General features: G+C 28.1%; 19 protein-coding genes. 12 read left to right on the top strand and 7 right to left on the bottom strand.

What is annotated here, in order from left to right:
• Nucleotides 1-37: 37 nt before the first annotated feature.
• From RSC72_RS00575 to RSC72_RS00590, 4 genes are read right to left on the bottom strand one after another with little or no spacing between them, the layout of a single operon-like run.
• Nucleotides 38-817: a hypothetical protein gene (locus tag RSC72_RS00575; protein WP_332543242.1), complete on the bottom strand. Its 780-nt coding sequence runs from the start codon at nt 815-817 to the stop codon at nt 38-40.
• Nucleotides 810-1592 (bottom strand): hypothetical protein, encoded by a 783-nt coding sequence (locus RSC72_RS00580; protein ID WP_332543244.1) that lies wholly within the window; start codon nt 1590-1592, stop codon nt 810-812. The genes RSC72_RS00575 and RSC72_RS00580 overlap by 8 nt, the downstream gene beginning before the upstream one ends.
• A complete protein-coding gene (locus tag RSC72_RS00585; RefSeq protein ID WP_332543245.1) occupies nt 1585-2376 on the bottom strand; it encodes a hypothetical protein in 792 nt (263 codons plus the stop codon). Before RSC72_RS00585 ends, RSC72_RS00580 begins: the two co-directional genes overlap by 8 nt.
• Nucleotides 2369-3178, bottom strand: coding sequence for a hypothetical protein (locus RSC72_RS00590; protein WP_332543247.1), 810 nt, complete (start codon nt 3176-3178; stop codon nt 2369-2371). Before RSC72_RS00590 ends, RSC72_RS00585 begins: the two co-directional genes overlap by 8 nt.
• A 200-nt stretch (nt 3179-3378) precedes the next feature.
• Between RSC72_RS00590 and radA the strand changes: the two genes are divergently transcribed.
• Nucleotides 3379-4743 carry a DNA repair protein RadA gene (radA, locus tag RSC72_RS00595; RefSeq protein ID WP_332543248.1) on the top strand — a complete coding sequence of 455 codons (1365 nt, stop codon included), beginning with the start codon at nt 3379-3381 and terminating at the stop codon, nt 4741-4743.
• Between the two features lie 24 nt (nt 4744-4767).
• On the opposite strand, the gene RSC72_RS00600 is transcribed toward radA, so the two are convergent.
• Together RSC72_RS00600 and RSC72_RS00605 are read right to left on the bottom strand one after the other, a co-directional pair.
• Entirely contained in the window at nt 4768-6528 is a 1761-nt protein-coding gene (locus RSC72_RS00600; protein ID WP_332543250.1) for an Ig-like domain-containing protein, read from the bottom strand.
• A gap of 27 nt (nt 6529-6555) precedes the next feature.
• Nucleotides 6556-7221 (bottom strand): ComF family protein, encoded by a 666-nt coding sequence (locus tag RSC72_RS00605; protein ID WP_332543252.1) that lies wholly within the window; start codon nt 7219-7221, stop codon nt 6556-6558.
• 40 nt (nt 7222-7261) lie between these two features.
• On the opposite strand from RSC72_RS00605, the gene queD reads away from it, so the two are divergent.
• Nucleotides 7262-7708 (top strand): 6-carboxytetrahydropterin synthase QueD, encoded by a 447-nt coding sequence (gene queD / locus RSC72_RS00610; protein ID WP_332543355.1) that lies wholly within the window; start codon nt 7262-7264, stop codon nt 7706-7708.
• Complete coding sequence (locus RSC72_RS00615; protein WP_332543253.1) at nt 7684-8511, top strand: UDP-2,3-diacylglucosamine diphosphatase; 828 nt, start codon at nt 7684-7686, stop codon at nt 8509-8511. The genes queD and RSC72_RS00615 overlap by 25 nt, the downstream gene beginning before the upstream one ends.
• Here RSC72_RS00615 and RSC72_RS00620 read toward each other — a convergent pair.
• The gene (locus RSC72_RS00620; RefSeq protein ID WP_332543255.1) at nt 8446-9390 is read right to left on the bottom strand and encodes a DUF6427 family protein; all 945 of its coding nucleotides are present in this window, start codon (nt 9388-9390) and stop codon (nt 8446-8448) included. The genes RSC72_RS00615 and RSC72_RS00620 overlap by 66 nt on opposite strands.
• Before the next feature lie 39 nt (nt 9391-9429).
• Here RSC72_RS00620 and RSC72_RS00625 point away from each other — a divergent pair, with 39 nt between their 5' ends.
• The 9 genes from RSC72_RS00625 to RSC72_RS00665 all read left to right on the top strand — a co-directional run bounded on the left by RSC72_RS00625 (nt 9430) and on the right by RSC72_RS00665 (nt 19473).
• Complete coding sequence (locus RSC72_RS00625) at nt 9430-9618, top strand: hypothetical protein (protein ID WP_332543256.1); 189 nt, start codon at nt 9430-9432, stop codon at nt 9616-9618.
• A gap of 182 nt (nt 9619-9800) precedes the next feature.
• Entirely contained in the window at nt 9801-10736 is a 936-nt protein-coding gene (locus RSC72_RS00630) for a hypothetical protein (RefSeq protein WP_332543257.1), read from the top strand.
• A 10-nt stretch (nt 10737-10746) separates the two neighbouring features.
• Complete coding sequence (locus RSC72_RS00635) at nt 10747-11988, top strand: lipopolysaccharide biosynthesis protein (RefSeq protein WP_332543258.1); 1242 nt, start codon at nt 10747-10749, stop codon at nt 11986-11988.
• The gene (locus tag RSC72_RS00640; protein ID WP_332543259.1) at nt 11985-13232 is read left to right on the top strand and encodes a hypothetical protein; all 1248 of its coding nucleotides are present in this window, start codon (nt 11985-11987) and stop codon (nt 13230-13232) included. Before RSC72_RS00635 ends, RSC72_RS00640 begins: the two co-directional genes overlap by 4 nt.
• On the top strand, nt 13220-14392 hold the full coding sequence (locus tag RSC72_RS00645) for a glycosyltransferase family 4 protein (RefSeq protein ID WP_332543261.1): 1173 nt from the start codon (nt 13220-13222) through the stop codon (nt 14390-14392). Before RSC72_RS00640 ends, RSC72_RS00645 begins: the two co-directional genes overlap by 13 nt.
• On the top strand, nt 14389-15477 hold the full coding sequence (locus tag RSC72_RS00650; RefSeq protein ID WP_332543262.1) for a DUF1972 domain-containing protein: 1089 nt from the start codon (nt 14389-14391) through the stop codon (nt 15475-15477). Before RSC72_RS00645 ends, RSC72_RS00650 begins: the two co-directional genes overlap by 4 nt.
• 50 nt (nt 15478-15527) lie before the next feature.
• On the top strand, nt 15528-16286 hold the full coding sequence (locus RSC72_RS00655; RefSeq protein WP_332543264.1) for a hypothetical protein: 759 nt from the start codon (nt 15528-15530) through the stop codon (nt 16284-16286).
• Nucleotides 16274-16993 carry a glycosyltransferase gene (locus RSC72_RS00660; RefSeq protein WP_332543266.1) on the top strand — a complete coding sequence of 240 codons (720 nt, stop codon included), beginning with the start codon at nt 16274-16276 and terminating at the stop codon, nt 16991-16993. The genes RSC72_RS00655 and RSC72_RS00660 overlap by 13 nt, the downstream gene beginning before the upstream one ends.
• Nucleotides 16993-19473 (top strand): DUF6311 domain-containing protein, encoded by a 2481-nt coding sequence (locus tag RSC72_RS00665; RefSeq protein WP_332543268.1) that lies wholly within the window; start codon nt 16993-16995, stop codon nt 19471-19473. Before RSC72_RS00660 ends, RSC72_RS00665 begins: the two co-directional genes overlap by 1 nt.
• Nucleotides 19474-19482: the final 9 nt, after the last annotated feature.

The raw sequence follows: 19482 nt of genomic DNA on the forward strand, positions 1-19482 counted from the left end.
AAACGGCTACTTCTATCATAATTTCTAAATTTTAGATTTAACTTTTCTTATTTATCATTTCGAGATATTTAGGTGCATTATCTTCAAATATTTGGGTAATTTTATCGTAATTATTTTCTTTTACCAATTTCTCTAATTCAAAATTTGCGTAACAATAGGTTACAAAATCGCTGACTTTATTCTCTGGAATATTTAAACTTTCGATAAAATAATTAGCTGTAAAATAATTTTCTACGTCCTTTATTTTATTCACTTTTTTGAAATATTGATCTATTTTTTTATCTTTTTTTCTTTGTCCAGTTAGCATTGAAATCCATAAAGCTGGATCTCGACTAAATCCATTGTGATAAATAGTAGAAGTTGCATTTGGATTCACTTTATGATATTGCATATTAGGATCTAAACCCAAACTGTTATACATTTTTGTTTGACTTGTTTCCTCTATTTTTATATTCTGTTTCCAATTTTTATCTAATGTCAGAATATTTGCTTCAGCCAACTCAATCGTTTCAATATTAAGATGAACCGTTAACATTCCTTTTGTCAAAATATCTGCTGTAATTTTGATTGTTCGCTCTTTGTAAAAATCGTGAGTGAAAATTAATTCATCGCCAACAGAAGCTTTTATAGAGAACATTCCATTATCATTTGTAAATATTTTTGCATTTGTCATTTGGTTTTGCACCAAAATATTATCTATCGCATCTTGTCCAAAAACACCATCATCAACCACCACTTTTCCCGTGATTAAAGCAGTTTGAGCAAAGACTACAAAACTTATACAACTAAGCAATAATGTTAATAAAAATTTATTCATTCTCTTTTAATTTTGACAAATAAATCGGCGCTTGTTCTTCTAAAATTTGTGTTATTTTATCGTAATTATTTTCTTTTATCAATTTATCTAATTCAAAATCTGAATAACAATAAGTCACAAATTCATTTACTTTATTCTCTGGAATTTTTAAACTTTCGACAAAATAGTTTTTGGTAAAATAATTTTCTAAATCTTTTATTTTATCTACTTTTTCAAAATAATCAAACTGTTTTTTCTCCCTCTTTCTCTGTCCTGAAATAACCGAAATCCACGCTGCGGGATTTAAAATTCCTACATTTCCGATACTTGACGATGCATTGGGATTAATTTTCCTGAAACGTAAATTTGGATCAATTCCTAAATTCAAGTTTTTATAAAGCTCATCAATTTTATCATATTTGAACTTAATATTATTCTTCAAATTTTTATCTAACGTAATAATATTTGCCTCAGCCAACTCAATCGTTTCAATATTAAGATGAACCGTCAACATTCCTTTTGTCAAAATGTCTTGTATAATTCTAATAGAGCGTTCTTTGTAAAAATCATGTGTAAAAATTAATTCATCGCCAACAGAAACTTTTATAGAAAAAATTCCTTTTGGGCTCGTCAACGTTTCTGCATTTGTAGTTTGGTTTTGCACCAAAATATTATTTATCGCATCTTGTCCCGCAATACCGTCATCAACCACCACTTTTCCTGTGATTAAAACGTTTTGAGCAAAGACTACAAAACTTACACAACTAAGTAATAATGTTAATAAAAACTTATTCATTCTCTTTTATTTTTGACAAATAAATTGGTGCTTGTTCTTCAATTATAAATAGAATTTCGTCGTAATTATTCGCTTCTAACAATTGATAGAAATTAAAATTTGAATAACAATAATCCAAAAAATCAATGATTTTTCCTTGTGGAATTTTCAAGTCATTTACAAAGTAATTCACTGTATAAAATTTTTGTAAATCAAGCAAAACATCATGTTTGTTCTTTTCAATTTTATCTACTTTTTTTAATCTTTTTACTGGATTTTTGAAAATATTAAATAATCCCATCAAATTAACTCCACCAACTTGACTTATTGTTCTACGCACTTTTGCATCTTCATGATTAAGATTTAGCGAAGCTTTAAAATCAATTGAAGAAATATCCATTTTGTCATTTAACTTTTCTTGAAGCGATTTTTCTTTTCCAAGATTATTCAACATGTCTTTATTCAAATTAGCGATATTAGTTTCTGCTAATTCTATCACTTCAATATTTACATGAACTTCAATAAAACTTCTATTAATCATATTTTTAGAGATTTTTAACTGACGTTCTATAATTCCGATTTGTTTAAAAATTAATTCATCGCCTTCATTCACTTTTATAGAAAACAAACCATTTTCGTCGGCTTTTGTACGAGCATTTGTTGTGCTATTTTCAATCACAAAACCATTAAGATTGATGACTTCATCAGCATCGTCCACAATAATTTTTCCCGAAATTAAAGTTGATTGAGCGTGTATTGTTAGACTAAAAAGAAAAAATAAGCTAAAAAATAAAGGTTTAATCATTTAGTAAAGGTTTTAAGTTCATTTTGTTCAAATATATTGGCGCCTGCTCTTCTAAGATTAATGAAATCTGGTTAAATTGATTATTTTTCAATAAACTTCCAATTTTAAAATCTGTATAACAATAATCAAGAAATTGGAGAATATTTCCTTTCGGTATTTTTAAATCATTTGTAAAATAATAGTCTGTGAAATAATTATTTAATAATGAAATCTGATTGTATTTGTCTTTTTTAGTTGTTTTTAAAAAGTATTTATATCTTTGAATTTCTTTATCAGAAATCTGATCTAATAAAGCTATAACGTTTTCATAACGAACTGTCACGCCCAAACTCCGAAGATAGCCTGCTACAAAATATCCTTTTACCAAATCATTTTTAAACTCTTCATTAATTCCCAAACTTCTATTTATTTTTTGTGATTGAGTTTCTTCTTTACTTACGTTATCTTTCCAATATTTTTTGAGTGGTTTTATATTTGTTTCCGCCAATTCTATCACTTCAATATTTACATGAACATCAATAAAACCTTTGTTAATCATATTTTTAGTGATTTTTATTTGACGTTCTATAATTCCGATTTGTTTAAAAATTAATTCATCACCTTCGTTCACTTTTATAGAAAACAAACCATTTTCGTCGGCTTTTGTACGAGCATTTGTTGTCGTATTTTCAATCAAAAAGCCATCGAGATTGATAATTTCATCAGCATCATCCACAATAATTTTTCCCGAAATTAAAGTTGATTGAGCGTGTATTGTTATGCTAAAAAGAAAAAATAAATTGTAAAGTAAAGTTCTATTCATTTAGGTTAAATTATTTCATTAAAAATAATCGAGAAAACAATTGAAATTCAATATTTAACTCAACTTTATCTAAAGTTCAAAAAGTGTTAAAAAAGCGATTTATTGTTAACTATTTTTGATTGTTGTATTAAAATTTTTCACAAATTAAACACCATATCTTGTCGCTATAAAAGCTTATTTTTGTTAGATAATTTTAAACTATGGCTAAAACAAAAACTACTTTTTTCTGTCAAAACTGCGGTACACAGACCTCTCAATGGATGGGACAATGCAAAAGTTGTGGAGAATGGAACACCATTGTAGAAGAAATTGTAGACAAAGGCGAAGACAAAAAGACGTGGAAAGATAAATCGGAGAAAAAAGAGAAAACTTTTGCATTAAACATTAGGGAAATAAATCCGTTAGGTGAAATTCGTATTTCGACTAAAAACCAAGAATTAGACAGAGTTTTAGGTGGAGGAATTGTTCCTGGATCGGTAATTTTAGTTGGTGGAGAACCTGGTGTTGGTAAATCGACACTGATGTTACAAGTTGCCCTAAAATTAGATACGATTAAAATTTTGTATGTTTCTGGAGAAGAATCTGTTTCGCAAGTAAAACTTCGTGCAGAACGCATCGGAATTGAATCTGATCAATGTTTTATTTTACCTGAAACAAATACTCAAAAAATATTTACGCACGCAAAAGAAATTCATCCTCAACTGATTGTTGTAGATTCTGTGCAAACTTTACAGACGTCTTATGTAGAATCTTCTCCTGGAAGTATTTCGCAAATTAGAGAAACTACTTTTGAGCTAATTCAATATGCAAAAGAAACCAATACACCCATTATTTTAATTGGTCATATTACCAAAGAAGGTGTAATTGCTGGACCAAAAATTTTGGAACACATGGTAGATGTCGTACTACAATTTGAGGGCGATCGTAATCATATTTATCGAATTTTACGTGCCAATAAAAACCGTTTTGGTTCGACTGCCGAAATCGGAATTTATGAAATGCAAGGTGCGGGTTTACGAGAAGTTACGAATCCGTCCGAAGTCTTAATCACAAAGAAAGATGAATTACTAAGTGGAAATGCAATTGCAGCGACTTTAGAAGGTGTTCGTCCGATGTTAATTGAAATTCAGGCCTTAGTTTCAACTGCTGTTTATGGTACGCCACAACGTACTGCAACTGGTTTTGATGCAAAAAGATTAAACATGTTATTGGCTGTTTTAGAAAAACGTGCTGGTTTCCGATTGAATATGAAAGATGTTTTCCTTAACATAACAGGTGGTATTCGTGTTGATGATCCTGCAATAGATTTGGCTGTTATTGCTGCAATTTTATCGTCGAGTGAGGATTCTGCGGTTCCAGATAATTGTTGTTTTGCTGGCGAAGTTGGTTTGAGTGGAGAAATACGTGCTGTAAACCGTGTTGAACAACGAATTACCGAAGCCGAAAAATTAGGTTTTGATGCTATTTTTGTTTCAAAATATAACAAAATTAAAGACACCGATTTTGGAATTAAAATTGTTAGAATCTCTAAAGTTGAAGATATTTATCGCATGTTGTTTCAATAGATTAAACGTAAAAAAAGTAGAAGATTATTCTCCTACTTTTTTATTATTTCCTTTTCCAGAAGTCGTTCGCTCCTCGCCTTCTTTCAATTGTCCTTTTCGTATTCTATTTTTATCCGAATCTGGATTATCACTAGGTAAAGCAACAGGTTGATTGGCTTCTCCTAAAACCCATGTTTCGGCAGCATCCCACATTGCGCGTACTTTTATTGGCTCTGGATATAGATAAATTGGCTCTGGTTGCAGTCCCGTCAAGAAATCGCCCGTATCCCATTTTCCATTTGCATTTTCATCAACCAATAATCTAAAAAGATATTCACCTGGTTCAATAAAATTAAATTCAAAATAATTTTTCCCTGCTGGATTATAAATTTCATCAAGAATCGTAAAATCTTTATCTGCTTTCAAAAATTGTAAAATAAATGGTTTTGTCGGAGCATTCTGAACCGTTAATTTTAAATGTCCAAAATCACCTCGCGTTCCCGTTTTTATTGGATAAGCCAATGTATCATTTTTTTCACCTAAGACATCAGTCAAAGCTTTTGGATAGATATTCACTTCAAAATTTTGATCCAACGCTTTTTCAAAACTAAACAAGACATTTTGACGATTAATCGTATCAATAGATACTTTGAATGGAATGGCTATCGAATCTTTGAAAACATGAATTTTTGTATGATCTATGGCAACAATTGGTGCTGTTCCTTGTATTTTGAACGCTTTATTTGGTGCTAATTTTTTATCATTAAGAGGTTTAAATTCTAACTTATATTCCTCAGCCGACTTTGTATACAAGGCAGTTATTGTATCTTTTTTATCTTTATGTTGAACAAGAAAATTAAAACGTCCCGATTTTCCTACAATGGTATCAACCTTTGGATTAAACCAAAAATTAATAGAATCTTTCTTCGGAAATTTTTCAATAGTTGCTGTTTTAAATTCTTTAGAAAGAGATGTAATTGTTACATCATCTGTTGCACCAGTTGTTTTGAAAACAATCAATCCATTTCTTTTAAAACTTGCTTCGGGCTTGCGATATGCAGGTTTTTGATTAAATAGATTTAAGTTTTCTTGTTGATTTTCTTTTAACTCGATTGGATCATTTTTAAACGCAAAACGTTCTTTTCCAAAATCAAATTGTACATTTTCAACCTTATCCTCAAAGGCAATCAATTTGTATTTACCAGCTGCCAAATAATTTAATTGATATTCACCTTTTTCATTAACACGCGCAATGTAATAAGGTTTTTTTTGTAAAACGATACTGTCCTTATACTCCTCATTTACTTTATACAAACCAACTAAAACCTTTTCTGGTAGTTTAAAATCATAAGAAGAATTTACTCGTCCAGCTATTTTTAATGAATCAATAAAATCTCCTGTCGAAAAAACATACTGAAAGTTTGATAATTTATTATTTTCATTAAAATCCTGAACCGCATCACCAAAATTGAAACTATATGTTGTATTTGGTAATAATTCTTCTTGAAATTTTATCGAAATAAATTTCTTTGCCATAGCCTGAGGCGTTACAATTGGCGGTATTTGAAACGATGGCGATACAACAACATTTTTGCTATATTCTTTCAGTACCACATACTCATCAAAATTGATAATCGCTTCTTTTATATTAACATCAACATTGGTTGCCAATGTATCTGGATCTGCATTTATAAAAACCGGAGGCGTTTCATCTTTTGGTCCACCAGTTGGAGAACCTTGTCTAGCACAAGATAAAACCGTAATTAAGGTTATCATTAAAAGCGAAAAACGTGTCGTCTTATTCATGTGTGCAAGTTAATAAAAAGCTTGTTATTAAGCACAAGCAATGGTGATTACACTTATCTTAAAATTTGAATTTTTATTGAATAGATGAACAGCTGAAGCAATTGTAGCACCAGTTGTTACAACATCATCAATCAAAATATAGTGTCCTGCTTTGAGATTTGAATTGATTTCAAAAGTATCTTTTAAATTTTCTAATCGATGTGCTTTATCCTCATTAACTTGAGAAAAATGATATTTTACTCGAGTTAAACCATCTCCAAAATAATTAATTTGATTGATTTCTGCTAATCTACGTGCAAAATCTTCTACCTGATTATAACCTCTCTTTTTTAATCGTTTTGGATGAAGAGGAATAGGAATTATTCCGTCATATTTGCTCAAATCAAACTTTATTAATTGAGCTAAATCTAGACCAATTTCTGGACGATTTTTATATTTCATTTCATGTAAAACAGTTTGCGTAACATTATGATGTTTAAAATGTAATAATGAAAATGCTTTTTCTATCTCACATAAATTTCTTAATCGAGAGAAAGCAATATTGTTTTGATTAAATTCCCAATGTGTTAAAGGTAGCTGAGTAGAACATAAAACACAAAGATTTTGCGAAGGCTGTATAACCTCTTGACAGCCTATACAACGCATCGGGAAAAATAAATCAACCAAAGAATTTACGATTGTTTTGATTTCCATTACCTTTGCAAATTAAAGTTTATTTATAAATTTAATGAAAATCATACGACTTACAAAAGCTTTCACGTTCGAAACTGCACACGCATTGCATGGTTACGACGGAAAATGTAAAAATATACACGGACACTCTTACAAATTGTTTGTAACAGTAAAAGGAAAACCATCTGAAGATTTAGATGATGTAAAATTAGGAATGGTAATGGATTTTGGAGATTTAAAGAAAATCGTGAACAAAGAGGTTGTTAATCTTTTTGATCATGCTATTTTATTGAATCAAAATTCACCACATAAAAGTTTAGGCGAAAAATTATTAGCAGAAGGACACATGGTTGTTTTTACAGATTATCAGCCATCTGCAGAAAACATGATTTTGTGGATTGTTGATAAATTGAAGCCATTATTACCTGAAAACATTGATTTGGTAGCTCTAAAATTACACGAAACTGAAAATTCGTATGCAGAATGGTTAGCGGAGGACAACCAATAAAAATTCAGTTAGCTGAAGGAAAAAAAGCTTATTTTTCGTCGGATCATCATTTTGGTGCTCCGAACGAAAAAGATAGTCTTGTTCGCGAAAAATTATTTGTAAAATGGTTGGACGAAGTAAAAGAAGATTGTGGTGTTTTATTTCTAATTGGCGATTTATTTGATTTTTGGTTTGAATATAAACACGTTGTTCCCAAAGGTTTTGTACGTGTTTTAGGCAAATTAGCAGAAATTGCTGATCGTGGAATTCCTATTTATTTTTTTGTAGGTAATCATGATTTATGGATGAAAGATTATTTGGAAGAACAAATAAATGCAATTGTTTTTCGAGATAAGCAAGATTTTATCATCAATGGAAAAGAGTTTTTCATTGTTCACGGCGATGGAAAAGGACCTGGAGATAATGGCTATAAACGCATGAAAAAGGTATTTACAAACAAGTTTTGTCAATTCTTATTTTATATTCTTCATCCAGATTTTGCAATGTGGCTTGGAATTACAGCTTCTCGCAAAAATAAAATGATTTCTGGCGATGAAGACGTTCATTTTCTTGGTATAGAAAACGAATGGCTAATTGCATATAGTAAAAAACAATTGGTTCGTAAACAGTACGATTATTTGGTTTACGGACATCGTCATTTACCTATGGAAATTTCTATAGATAAGGCTCGCCATATTAATTTAGGTGATTGGATTAACTATTTTACCTATGGTATTTTTGATGGCGAAAATTTCGAATTAAAAACTTACCTCCGTAATCAAGGAGAAGAATCGAGGGATTCTATCATAAAAATTATAAAATAGTAAGCAAATCAAAAATATCCAAAGAATGGCTTCTTTTACCCATTCTATTTTTGGTTTGCTTTCGCTAATATATCTTGATAACATAATCATAATCGAAAAGCCTAAAAAGGCAAGATAAGTGTCGTTATTACCTCCAAACAAGATATACGTTACCACGATTGCATAAAACATGAAGTGCACCAAAAGAAATACTCTCTTTTTTTGCGCTGTAAGTTTATTTACATTTTTGACATGACTAATAATCGATAAGATCAAAATAACAATGATTGGAATTAAAAACAGTTGTTTTAACTCAAAATGTATCATTGTTAACATTAATTGTTCACGATAAAAATCTAAAAGAAAATGATAATCTAACAAGAAACTAATCTGAGCAACGATTAATATTGGTACTAAAAATCCTAAAAATCCTAAAATTGGAATTTTTGGCTCTACAGATCGTAATGTTAGAAAATAAAAAAATACAACTCCTGCCAAAATAATTAATGGAGGGCTTAATAATACAGCGAAACTTAAGAAAAGTCCTATGTCAAAAGCATTGTAAACATCGTTTTTCTCGGATTCGAAATACAAAAGTTGTGCTGTTATATAGGTAATTAGCAACAAACTTCCGGCAATACGATAATCTGATAGCCCCGCAACAAAAGGCATTATCCATAAAATATAGAAAAACGTTGGATACGACGTTGTACTTATCAAATCGTTTGTACGGTCGATATAGCCTACAAAACCTATTGTAAGCAGAATAAGAAATACGCCAATTTTTTCTAAATCGCTCAGATTTATACTATTAAAATTTGTAGCTCCAAGCACAAAAAATAGTACAATGATAAAAATCTGTATAAAAAAATTTCGTTTGTCAAGTAGATTAACCAACATTTTATTAACTTTGATGCAAATTAAGCAATAAAGTAGGATATGGGAATTATAACTGATTTATTTTTTGCAATTGGTGATATTTGTAAATGGACTTTTGAGCATTTATTATCTCCAGTTGGTGTTATCTTTGGATGGTTATTTACATTCATCGGATGCGCATTATTGGGATGGTGGTTAATGAAAATCGCTAGCTTTGGAACCGAAAATGAAAAGAAATACGAAAGATAATTTATCTTTATTTGTATAAATAATATATTTTCGAATTATTTTTCGAAAACCCTAAGCTAAATTGTTTGGGGTTTTTTTTTGTAATTCAATGATAGAATAAAATTAAAAAAATTACGTTAATTATCAAGATTCACTTTGTAGTAAACATATTATATTAGGATTCTGAACTAAACACTTAAAAAATGGATAATAACTCTACTCATTCAACGAGTAACAATGAAATTGATTTATTAAAAGTCTCAAATTCTTTAAAAAATGGTTTAATAAAATCATTAAGAATAATTCCTTTAACAATTGACTTTATAAAGAAGAATATTTTTATTATTGTAGGATTGTTAATTATTGGAGTTGTTGCTGGGTTTTATTATAACAAGAAAGAAAAGGCATATAATAGCAACATAATTGTTACGCCAAATTTTGAAACTGTTGATTATCTATATGAAAAAGTTGCGCTATTAAACTCTCATATTCAGCAGAATGATCAAGAATTTTTACAAGAGAATAAGATTGATCCATCTTATAAAATCTATAAAGTAGAGGTAAAACCTATATCTGATTTGTATAGATTTTTAAATCAAGGTGATAAATATTTTGAGATTTTTAATACTTTATCTGAGAATAATGATGCAAAAAAAGTTGCAGAAGATTTTTCAACAAGTAAAAACTTTCCAAAACACTTAATAACTGTTAGTGCTAAAGGTAAAATTGATCAAAAAGTATTAGATGCTATTATAAAATATATAAATACAAGTGATTATTATCAACCTGTTAGAGCTCAAGTTTTAGAAAACACAAAAGCTAAGGTTATTATTAACGACTCTATTATCAAACAAATTGATGGTATTTTAAACAATGCTGGTTCGGCAAAAAATAATACATCTGTCTACATTAACGAGCAATCACAATTAAATGATTTGATCAATCAAAAGAATAGACTTGTTGAGGATAATCATTATTTTAAAATAAGTATACCTAATCTAAAATACATTATTGCGCCATTAGATTTTTCAAAAAATATAGAAGATTATTCAGGATTTAAAGGCAAATATCATTTAATTTTTCCATTAATACTTATTGGTTTATTTATTGTAATTAGTTTGATAAGAAAGATTAAGTAATTTTTGGATCATGAGGATCTCTCCCAAAATAACCAATTTTTTTATATATGGTTTAGGACAATCAATCAATTTATTGAGTCCCTTAATTGTTATGCCTTTTTTGATTAGAGTTTGTAAGGAAGATGGTTTAGGAAAAATAGGAATTTCCTTCTCTATATGTCTTATTTTAAGTGGAATAATTGATTACAGTTCGTATTTAAATGGAACAAAGGATATTGTTATAAATAAAAAAGATGATTCTTTTTTGAGTAATAAAATAACGGATATTTATACATATAAATTTATAATATTTGTTATTTTAACTGTTTTATTTACACTAATTGTTTTATCAATACCAAGTGTACAAGAAAAAAAATTATTACTTCTAAGCTTGCCTATACTTTTATCACAATTATTAAATCCTAATTGGTTATTACAAGGTTTAGAGAATTTTAAGCTAATTGCTATTCTTAATATTCTTTCGAAAGCGATATATATTGCGATGATTTTTTTATTTATAAAAAATAGAGAAGATTATATTTGGGCAAATTTCTATTTAGGTTTTAGTGGTGTTTTAGTTTATTTCACTTCATTTCTTTATTTTATAAAAAAATACAAGCTAAGATGTACTAAACAAAATATAAAAAACGGGCTACATATTATGAAAACAGATTTTAATATATGTATTTCAGAATTTTGTTTATCTATCTACCAATATTTTCCAATCTTAATTATAGGTTATTTTGCTGGTAATGGAGCGGCAGGAATTTACCGTGTTATCGAACAAATTTTTAGTATTTTCAGGACATTTATATTTATGTTTTTTAATTTTAGTTATCCTACGGTATGCTTTGAGGTAGAAAAGAATCTAAAAAAGGGAATTAAAGTTTGGAAGTTATATCATTTGACAAATCTTGCAATTATCATTTCATTATGCATTTTTGTTTACATTTTCAGCGACTATATTTTATCCTATTTTCATGTTGCTACAAAAGATAAACAATCATTAATTGTATTACTTAGATTAGCCATTTTAGTTCCAATATTATTAGTTATTTCACAAGCACTAAGACAGCTAATGTTTGCACTTAACCTATCTTCTGTTTATACGAGAATAATTTATTTTTCTTGTATATTATCCATTGTACTTCTGAGTACATTCGTATATTTATTTGGATTAAAAGGATCTTTTATGGCAATGATTTTAGTAGAATTGATTGTAATTAGTTTATATAGTTTTGTTTTATCTAAAAAAAGACACTTGCCTACATGAAAATAAAATTATCTAACGAATGGCCTTATCAACTATTATTTTTAATAGCAGTTATCTTCTCGTATGTTAATTTTTACGAACTAAGTTTAGCTGTTTGGTTAATCATTTTATTTATTACAGTAAAAAGATATTATTCTAAAACAATCATTATTTTATGTGCATTTTATTTTGCACTTGTTGTATTTGGTATAACCAGAGCATTCTTTTATCAACACAATTTATATGATATAATACGCGATATTTCGTACTTTATAAAACCTATTGTCGGATTACTCATTGGTTATCAATGTTTCAGATCAAAAGACAATAATTTTTTCTTAACAACTATCTATGTAGCATTAGTCATATCAATTATTCATTTTGCTTTATTAGCAAATGCTTTTATGACATACAATATCAATTATGTACATCAAATAAGATATTACGGAGGATATTTTTCTGATTTCGAAACATATGCTGTTATCATATTAATATTTCATAAAAAATTTCAATTAAACCTTAGTACTCGAGAAAGAATCACTTTACTAACTATAATAGGAGTTTCATTGTGTTTATATTTAGCTAGAACAAACATGATTCAGTTTATCATTATATCATGTGGATTATTTGGTTTGTATCAACTTTCTAAGAAGAAAATTATTATTATCTCCGCTCTAATCCTATGCGGAATTTTCTCCTACAAAATAATTTACGATATGAATCCTTCGCGTACAGCAACAGGATTTGAGAACTTTTTATTTAAAATTAAAAATGCTCCTAAGGAAATTTATGATCCATATGTCGTTAACGACGATTCTCCTCGTTTCCATGATAATTTCCGCTCTTATGAAACAAAAATTACTATTCTACAAATTTTAAATAAAGAAGATGGTGGACTATGGTTTGGAAATGGTTTTGGAGCAATCGTAAATTATGGAACAACAATACATACAAACGATGCTACCCAAGTAAAATACTCACCTATTTTACATAATGGATATACAACTGTCTTTTTAAAAACAGGAATAATAGGTCTAATTATTTATCTTGCAAGTATGTTTTATCTCTCTTTTTTAGGTGAAAAAACAGATGATAAATATCTAAATAATGTAAAATTATTAATCAATAGTACAGGTATATTTTTATTTATCTCTACACTGATTTTTCTTGGATTTTATCTAAAATTAGACAATAAATCATTATTTGTTGGTGGATTACTAGCTTATTATGAAATTTTAAATAAAGAAAAAAAATGCATAAAATAATATTTATCAATCAATCCTCAGAGCTTTATGGTTCAGATAAAACACTATTGGATTTGGTTGTAGGTCTTAAAAATAATTATAACATAGAGCCTATTGTTATTGTACAAGAACGCGGTTTACTTACAGAGGAATTTGATAAAAATAATATTACCTATCACTTTTTACCTGTACTTAAATTACATAAAAAAATGTTCTCTTTTAACTACTTATTTCAATTAACTAAAGATTCATTTACAAGTGTTCGTCAATTAAGAAAAATAGCAAAAAAGGAAAATGTTCAAGTCATATATTCCAATACATTTACTGTAATGTTAGGTATTTTATATGCTTTATTTTACAAAACAAACCACATTTGGCACTGTCATGAGATTATGACTTCGCCTAAATTATTTGTAAAAATCTATCGTTTTTTATTAAACACTCCTTTAGTTGATAAAGTAATCTATAACTCTAAAACAACAATGGATGGTTGGGTTGATGGTTCTACAGCTATTCAAAAAAAATCAGAATTAGTTTACAACGGAATCGATTTAGATATTCTACCAACTTCTACAGAAGAAATTATAAAACTAAGAACGACTCTATTTCCTATGGTTGATAATGAAACCGTTATTTATGGAAACATTGGTCGTATTAGTGATCGTAAAGGAATAGAAATTTTGATAGATGCCTTTTATCAAGTACAACAAAACAATCCAAACTCAAGATTATTATTCGTTGGCTCTCCTACTCCTGGAAAAGAAGATTTTCTAGAAGAAATGGAAAATAAAATAACCAAATACAAAATAGAGGAAAAAGTAAAATTTGTCTCATTTGTAAAAAATGTATTTCCATACTGGGAAGCAATGGATATTGCTGTAATTCCATCAAAAGAACCAGAACCTTTTGGTTTAGTTGCAATAGAAGCTATGTTAGTTAAAAAGCCTGTAATTGCTGCCGATCATGGTGGTTTATCTGAAATTGTGATTGATCATGAAACAGGAATTAAATTTGAGCCTAATAATCTTGATAAATTAGCGGAAGCAATGACGTATTTAGGAAAAGATAAAATGCTTGTAAAAGAATACGGAAACAATGGAAACAAAAGAGTAAAAGATACTTTTAATGTAAAATGGTATGTAGAAAATATCGCTAAAATTTGTCAAAATTATCTAAAATGAGAATTGCAATATTAGGTACAAGAGGTATCCCAAATTACCATGGTGGATTTGAACAATTTGCAGAATTTTTCGCTGTATATCTAGCAGAAAAAGGAGAAGATGTATTTGTTTACAACTCTTCATTACATCCTTATCAGGAAAAAACATTTCAAGGTGTTAATATTATTTCTTGTAAAGATCCTGAAGATAAATTGGGAACGCCAGGACAATTTTTATACGATTTGAATTGTATTTTAGATGCTCGAAAAAGAAATTTTGATGTCATTCTACAACTAGGTTATACAAGTAGTACAATTTGGTGGTGGTTGATGCCTAAAAAAGCTAAGATTATAACCAATATGGATGGACTGGAATGGAAACGTTCTAAGTATTCTAAAAAGGTTCAGAATTTTCTTAAATATGCCGAAAAATTAGGTGCTGTACATTCAGATCACTTAATTGCAGATTCATTAGGAATTAAAACTTATCTGAGAGAAAAATACAATAAAGACGCAACTTACATCGCGTATGGTGCAAATGTTTTTGATAATCCTGATGATCGTATTTTAAAAAAATATCAGATCGAAAAAGAAAACTATTCGCTCTTGATTGCTCGTTTTGAACCAGAAAATAATCTGGAAATGATTTTAGATGGTGTTGTAAAATCAAATCGAAGCGAACCTTTTTTAGTCATAGGAAAACATGATACGGTTTATGGAGATTTTTTAAAAAATAAATACAAAGCTTATCCAAACATCAAATTTATAGGTGGTATTTATAATCTCGAAGAATTAAACAATATTCGTTATTATTCACGTTTATATTTTCACGGACATTCTGTTGGCGGTACAAATCCATCTTTATTAGAAGCGATGGCCTCTAACACGCTTATTTGTGCCAATAACAACGAGTTTAACAAAGGAGTTTTAAAAGAAAATGCGTTTTATTTTAAAAATGCAAAAGAAGTGGCAGAATTGTACACCGAGAAAGAAAAAAATAAACATCCAGATTTTATAAATAATAATATCATGGCTATTAAAAATGAATTTAGCTGGGAAATTATTAATCAAAAATATTATGAGTTACTCAAAGCATTCAAAATTTAAATTATTTTAGTAATCTTTTTTACTATTTTTAAAATTAACACACAAATAAAATGGACATATCAGAATTTAATCGGTTATCAGATCAAAAGAATTATCAAAGACATCCATGGGAAACGTCAAGAAAAAATGTCTTAAAATATTTCTTAAATCAAACAAATATTAAATTTCCTATAGATCGTATTGTAGATATAGGAAGTGGCGATGCATTTGTAATACATTCTTTATTAGAGAATAATTTTGCGACAGAATATTTTGCTATTGATACCGCTTATAATGAAGAAATCATTAATCAATTAAAAGCAAATAATAAAAATAGTCAAGTTCAATATCTTTCTAATTTAGGCGAATATTACGCAAATCATGATACCCAAAAAAATACATTATTTTTGTGTATGGATGTTTTGGAACATACTGAAGACGAAAAAATTATTTTAGATTTTCTTCAAAATGAAACGGGTAATTATTTCTTTTTTGCTGTTCCTGCTTTTCAAAAATTATTTTCAAATCATGACATTTTATTAGGACATTATCGCCGTTATTCTCTATCAGAGCTAGAAAATTTATTGAACAAGAATAACTTTAAAATATTAGATAAAGGGTATTATTTTTTCACATTATTGGCATTACGATGGTTAGAAAAATCTCGTAAAAAAGATCAAAAAGAGTCTATAGACAATTGGGAAGGTGGAAAATTTAAAACAGATTTAATCAATTTTGTTTTAAAAACAGATTTCAAAATCATTATGCTTCTCAAAAAGCTGAATATTCGAATTAATGGACTTTCTTGCTACTGCTTATGTACAAAATAGGTGTTATAATTCCATGTTATAACGAAGCGAAAAGACTCGATTTTTCGGAAGTTGAAAAGCTAATAATGTTACCAAATATCAAAATTTTTTTTGCGAATGATGGTAGCACAGATAATACATCAGAAATAATTAACCAATTTATAGTACAACATAATAAGGATAACCTTACAATGTTTGATTATAAAGAAAATACAGGAAAAGCAAACACCATTTACACAACTGTAAATATGCTTTTACAAGATGACTCTTTAGACTATATTGCTTATTTAGATGCTGATTTTGCTACAAATGCAGAGGAATTTATTCGGATGTTAACAGTTTTAAAAGCACAACCATTAGATTTTGTTATCGCTTCGCGAGTAAATCTTTTAAATTCTAATATTAAGCGAAAATATTATCGACATTTAATTGGACGAATAATCGTTACAATTATTAATTTTAAATACCATTTGGGTATTTATGATACGCAATGTGGTGCTAAAATATTTTCTAAAGAAATTTTAAAAACAGGATTCTCTAAGCCATTTAAAACATCTTGGCTCTTTGATATTGAATTGTTTATTCGACTAAAATCAAATAAATTTTTAATTTATGGAACCGAATTTCCTATAAAAAATTGGAGAGACGTTGAAGGTTCTAAATTAAAACCAAATCACGCAATCATAATTTTAAAAGAATTATTAAACCTTTATAGAACATATAAATAATGCTTACCAAATTAAAAAATAATATTGATATATTCTTATCCACAATATTTGCTATTTTACTTTACCATTTACATTATGGCATTGGAACAGCAATATTTACCAATATAAATTGGTTATTAAAAGCACGACACGATTGGGGTGCTCATTACTTAGGTTTTTCTTTTTATAGAATAAGCGACTGGAGTTTTCCTCTTGGAAATATCAACAAATGGTATTATCCTATCGGGACAAATGTTGGTCTTACGGATTCTATTCCTTTGTTCGCAATTCCTTTTAAGGTTTTATCTCCTATACTTCCTCAAGATTTCCAATATATTGGTTTATTTATTTTAGTAAGTTATATTCTAAATGGCTATTTTACAGTAAAATTTGCTCGTTTATTTACAACCAATAAACTATTAATACTATTTGCTACTTTATTTGTTTTAATTTCTCCTATCGTAATTTATAGAGCAATACACCCTTCATTGTGCGCTCATTGGTTAATCATCGGATCAATGTATCTTTATTTTAAACCTGTAAACAATGAAAAAGTAGCCTATAATACCTTAAAAAAACAACTTGTTTTATTATTATTGAGTGGATTAATTCATCCTTATATTACATTCATGATAATTGGTTTTACAGCTATTACTCCATTAAAATTATATTTATATGATAAACTAATAAGTATCAAAAAATCGATTATTTATATCATAATTAGCATGATTAGTTTGATTCTTATTTGGGCAATTATTGGTGTTATTTTTAATTCGACTATGAGTGTAAATACTGGATATGGATTATATAGTTGGAACTTTAATTCTTTTATTAATCCTGACGGTTTCTCTGCTTTTCTACCACAATTAGACAAATATTCTGATAGACAGTATGAAGGTTATTCATATTTAGGAGTTGGGATGATGAGCTTAATCTTAATTTCGACAATTATATTATTTACTAACTATAAATGGATTAAGAAATATAAAACCTTAATTCTCATTTTTTCAGTTTGGCTTATTCCTCTTACTTTATTCGGAATTACAAACGTAATAACATACAATAACAAACTTTTATACACAATTCCAATTCCAAAAATTATTGAAGAATTTGGTGGTATTTTCAGAGCTTCTTCACGATTTATCTGGTTATTGTACTATACTATTTTCTTGGGTGCACTATTTATTTTTATAAAAGCAAAAATAAATTCAACCATAAAAATTATTGTTTTGGGCTTAATTTTTAGCCTACAATTTTACGATATCAAATTTTTACAAACATACCGAAAACTAGAACTAGGTAAATATGACAACCCATTAAATGAAAAAACATGGAATTCTATTTTCTCTCAGTTTGATCATGTTTCATTCTACCCGCTATATACTTGGGATTTGGTTAATCATTATGACTATCAAGATTTTGGATATATTGCATATCAAAACAATACAACGTTCACAAGTGCATATGCTGCAAGAACTAATTTTGAAAAAGAGCAAGATGCTACAAAAAATCTACTCGCTAAAATAAATAATGATGAAATTGATGAAAATACTGTTTACATTACAAATAAAGAAAATCTATCTGCATTTTCTATTGTAATTCTTACAGGAAAAGCTAAAGCTTTGTATATCGATAAATACTACGTTGTCTATTCGTCTAAAAAGAATTTTCCTGTTGAATTGTCTACAGAAAATAAAGCAATGACTAATTTGATAACAACAACTTTAATCAAACCAAATACTTTTAAAAAGAGAAATATTTCATCCGTTAATACAAATCCTGATGCGATTAAATATAATATAGAGTTTTCTTTGGTTAATGATAAATACGCAATGTTTAAAGGATGGGCAAGTACAACAAATACGAATACAAATAAACAAGATTCTATTTTTATTGCCTACAACGATAATGGACAATATCATTTTGCTTCTACAGAAAAAATAGTAAGAGATGATATTGGTAATGTATTTAAAAATAAAGCTAAATCGTACGCAGGATTTACAACAACAATTATTGCCAACGAAAATATTTTTAAAGATTATCCTGTCGGAATTCTAATAAAAGATGAAAATTCTAATTATTACTTTCAAACAATTGATAAATCTATATTTAATTTAAATTATTCTAAAGTTAAAAAAATACAACTTCCTACAATTACAAATGAAGTATATGATTTAAATCTAGAAAAGATTAATAAACTTGAAGAAATTGTTGAGTTTTTTGGCTGGATCGGTTCAAGTAAAATTGATAATCAGAAAATAGAAAAATCAATAATCATTAGTAACAAAAAAGATAATTTTCTTGTTTATACAGAACAGGTTGAAAGACCTGATGTACAGAGTGCATATAAAAATTTCAAAAATGGAAAAAATACAGGTTTCATCGGAAAAGTTAATTTTAATGAAATTCCTAAAGGAGATTTTAAAATCTATATTCAATTGAAAAATTTAGACACAAAACAAGTATCATACATCGATACAGGAAAAACTTTTGCTAATTAGGAATAAGAA

The organism is Algoriella sp., assembly GCF_036647415.1.
Lineage (GTDB): Bacteria > Bacteroidota > Bacteroidia > Flavobacteriales > Weeksellaceae > Empedobacter.

Bases quoted from the DNA above. Each gene is read 5' to 3' on its own strand.
- RSC72_RS00575 (WP_332543242.1), bottom strand. From the start codon at position 817: ATGAATAAATTTTTATTAACATTATTGCTTAGTTGTATAAGTTTTGTA.
- RSC72_RS00600 (WP_332543250.1), bottom strand. From the start codon at position 6,528: ATGAATAAGACGACACGTTTTTCGCTTTTAATGATAACCTTAATTACG.
- RSC72_RS00650 (WP_332543262.1), top strand. From the start codon at position 14,389: ATGAGAATTGCAATATTAGGTACAAGAGGTATCCCAAATTACCATGGT.
- RSC72_RS00635 (WP_332543258.1), top strand. From the start codon at position 10,747: ATGAGGATCTCTCCCAAAATAACCAATTTTTTTATATATGGTTTAGGA.
- RSC72_RS00580 (WP_332543244.1), bottom strand. From the start codon at position 1,592: ATGAATAAGTTTTTATTAACATTATTACTTAGTTGTGTAAGTTTTGTA.
- RSC72_RS00645 (WP_332543261.1), top strand. From the start codon at position 13,220: ATGCATAAAATAATATTTATCAATCAATCCTCAGAGCTTTATGGTTCA.
- RSC72_RS00630 (WP_332543257.1), top strand. From the start codon at position 9,801: ATGGATAATAACTCTACTCATTCAACGAGTAACAATGAAATTGATTTA.
- RSC72_RS00625 (WP_332543256.1), top strand. From the start codon at position 9,430: ATGGGAATTATAACTGATTTATTTTTTGCAATTGGTGATATTTGTAAA.
- RSC72_RS00665 (WP_332543268.1), top strand. From the start codon at position 16,993: ATGCTTACCAAATTAAAAAATAATATTGATATATTCTTATCCACAATA.
- RSC72_RS00585 (WP_332543245.1), bottom strand. From the start codon at position 2,376: ATGATTAAACCTTTATTTTTTAGCTTATTTTTTCTTTTTAGTCTAACA.
- RSC72_RS00605 (WP_332543252.1), bottom strand. From the start codon at position 7,221: ATGGAAATCAAAACAATCGTAAATTCTTTGGTTGATTTATTTTTCCCG.
- radA (WP_332543248.1), top strand. From the start codon at position 3,379: ATGGCTAAAACAAAAACTACTTTTTTCTGTCAAAACTGCGGTACACAG.
- RSC72_RS00590 (WP_332543247.1), bottom strand. From the start codon at position 3,178: ATGAATAGAACTTTACTTTACAATTTATTTTTTCTTTTTAGCATAACA.
- RSC72_RS00660 (WP_332543266.1), top strand. From the start codon at position 16,274: ATGTACAAAATAGGTGTTATAATTCCATGTTATAACGAAGCGAAAAGA.
- RSC72_RS00620 (WP_332543255.1), bottom strand. From the start codon at position 9,390: ATGTTGGTTAATCTACTTGACAAACGAAATTTTTTTATACAGATTTTT.
- RSC72_RS00655 (WP_332543264.1), top strand. From the start codon at position 15,528: ATGGACATATCAGAATTTAATCGGTTATCAGATCAAAAGAATTATCAA.
- RSC72_RS00615 (WP_332543253.1), top strand. From the start codon at position 7,684: ATGGTTAGCGGAGGACAACCAATAAAAATTCAGTTAGCTGAAGGAAAA.
- RSC72_RS00640 (WP_332543259.1), top strand. From the start codon at position 11,985: ATGAAAATAAAATTATCTAACGAATGGCCTTATCAACTATTATTTTTA.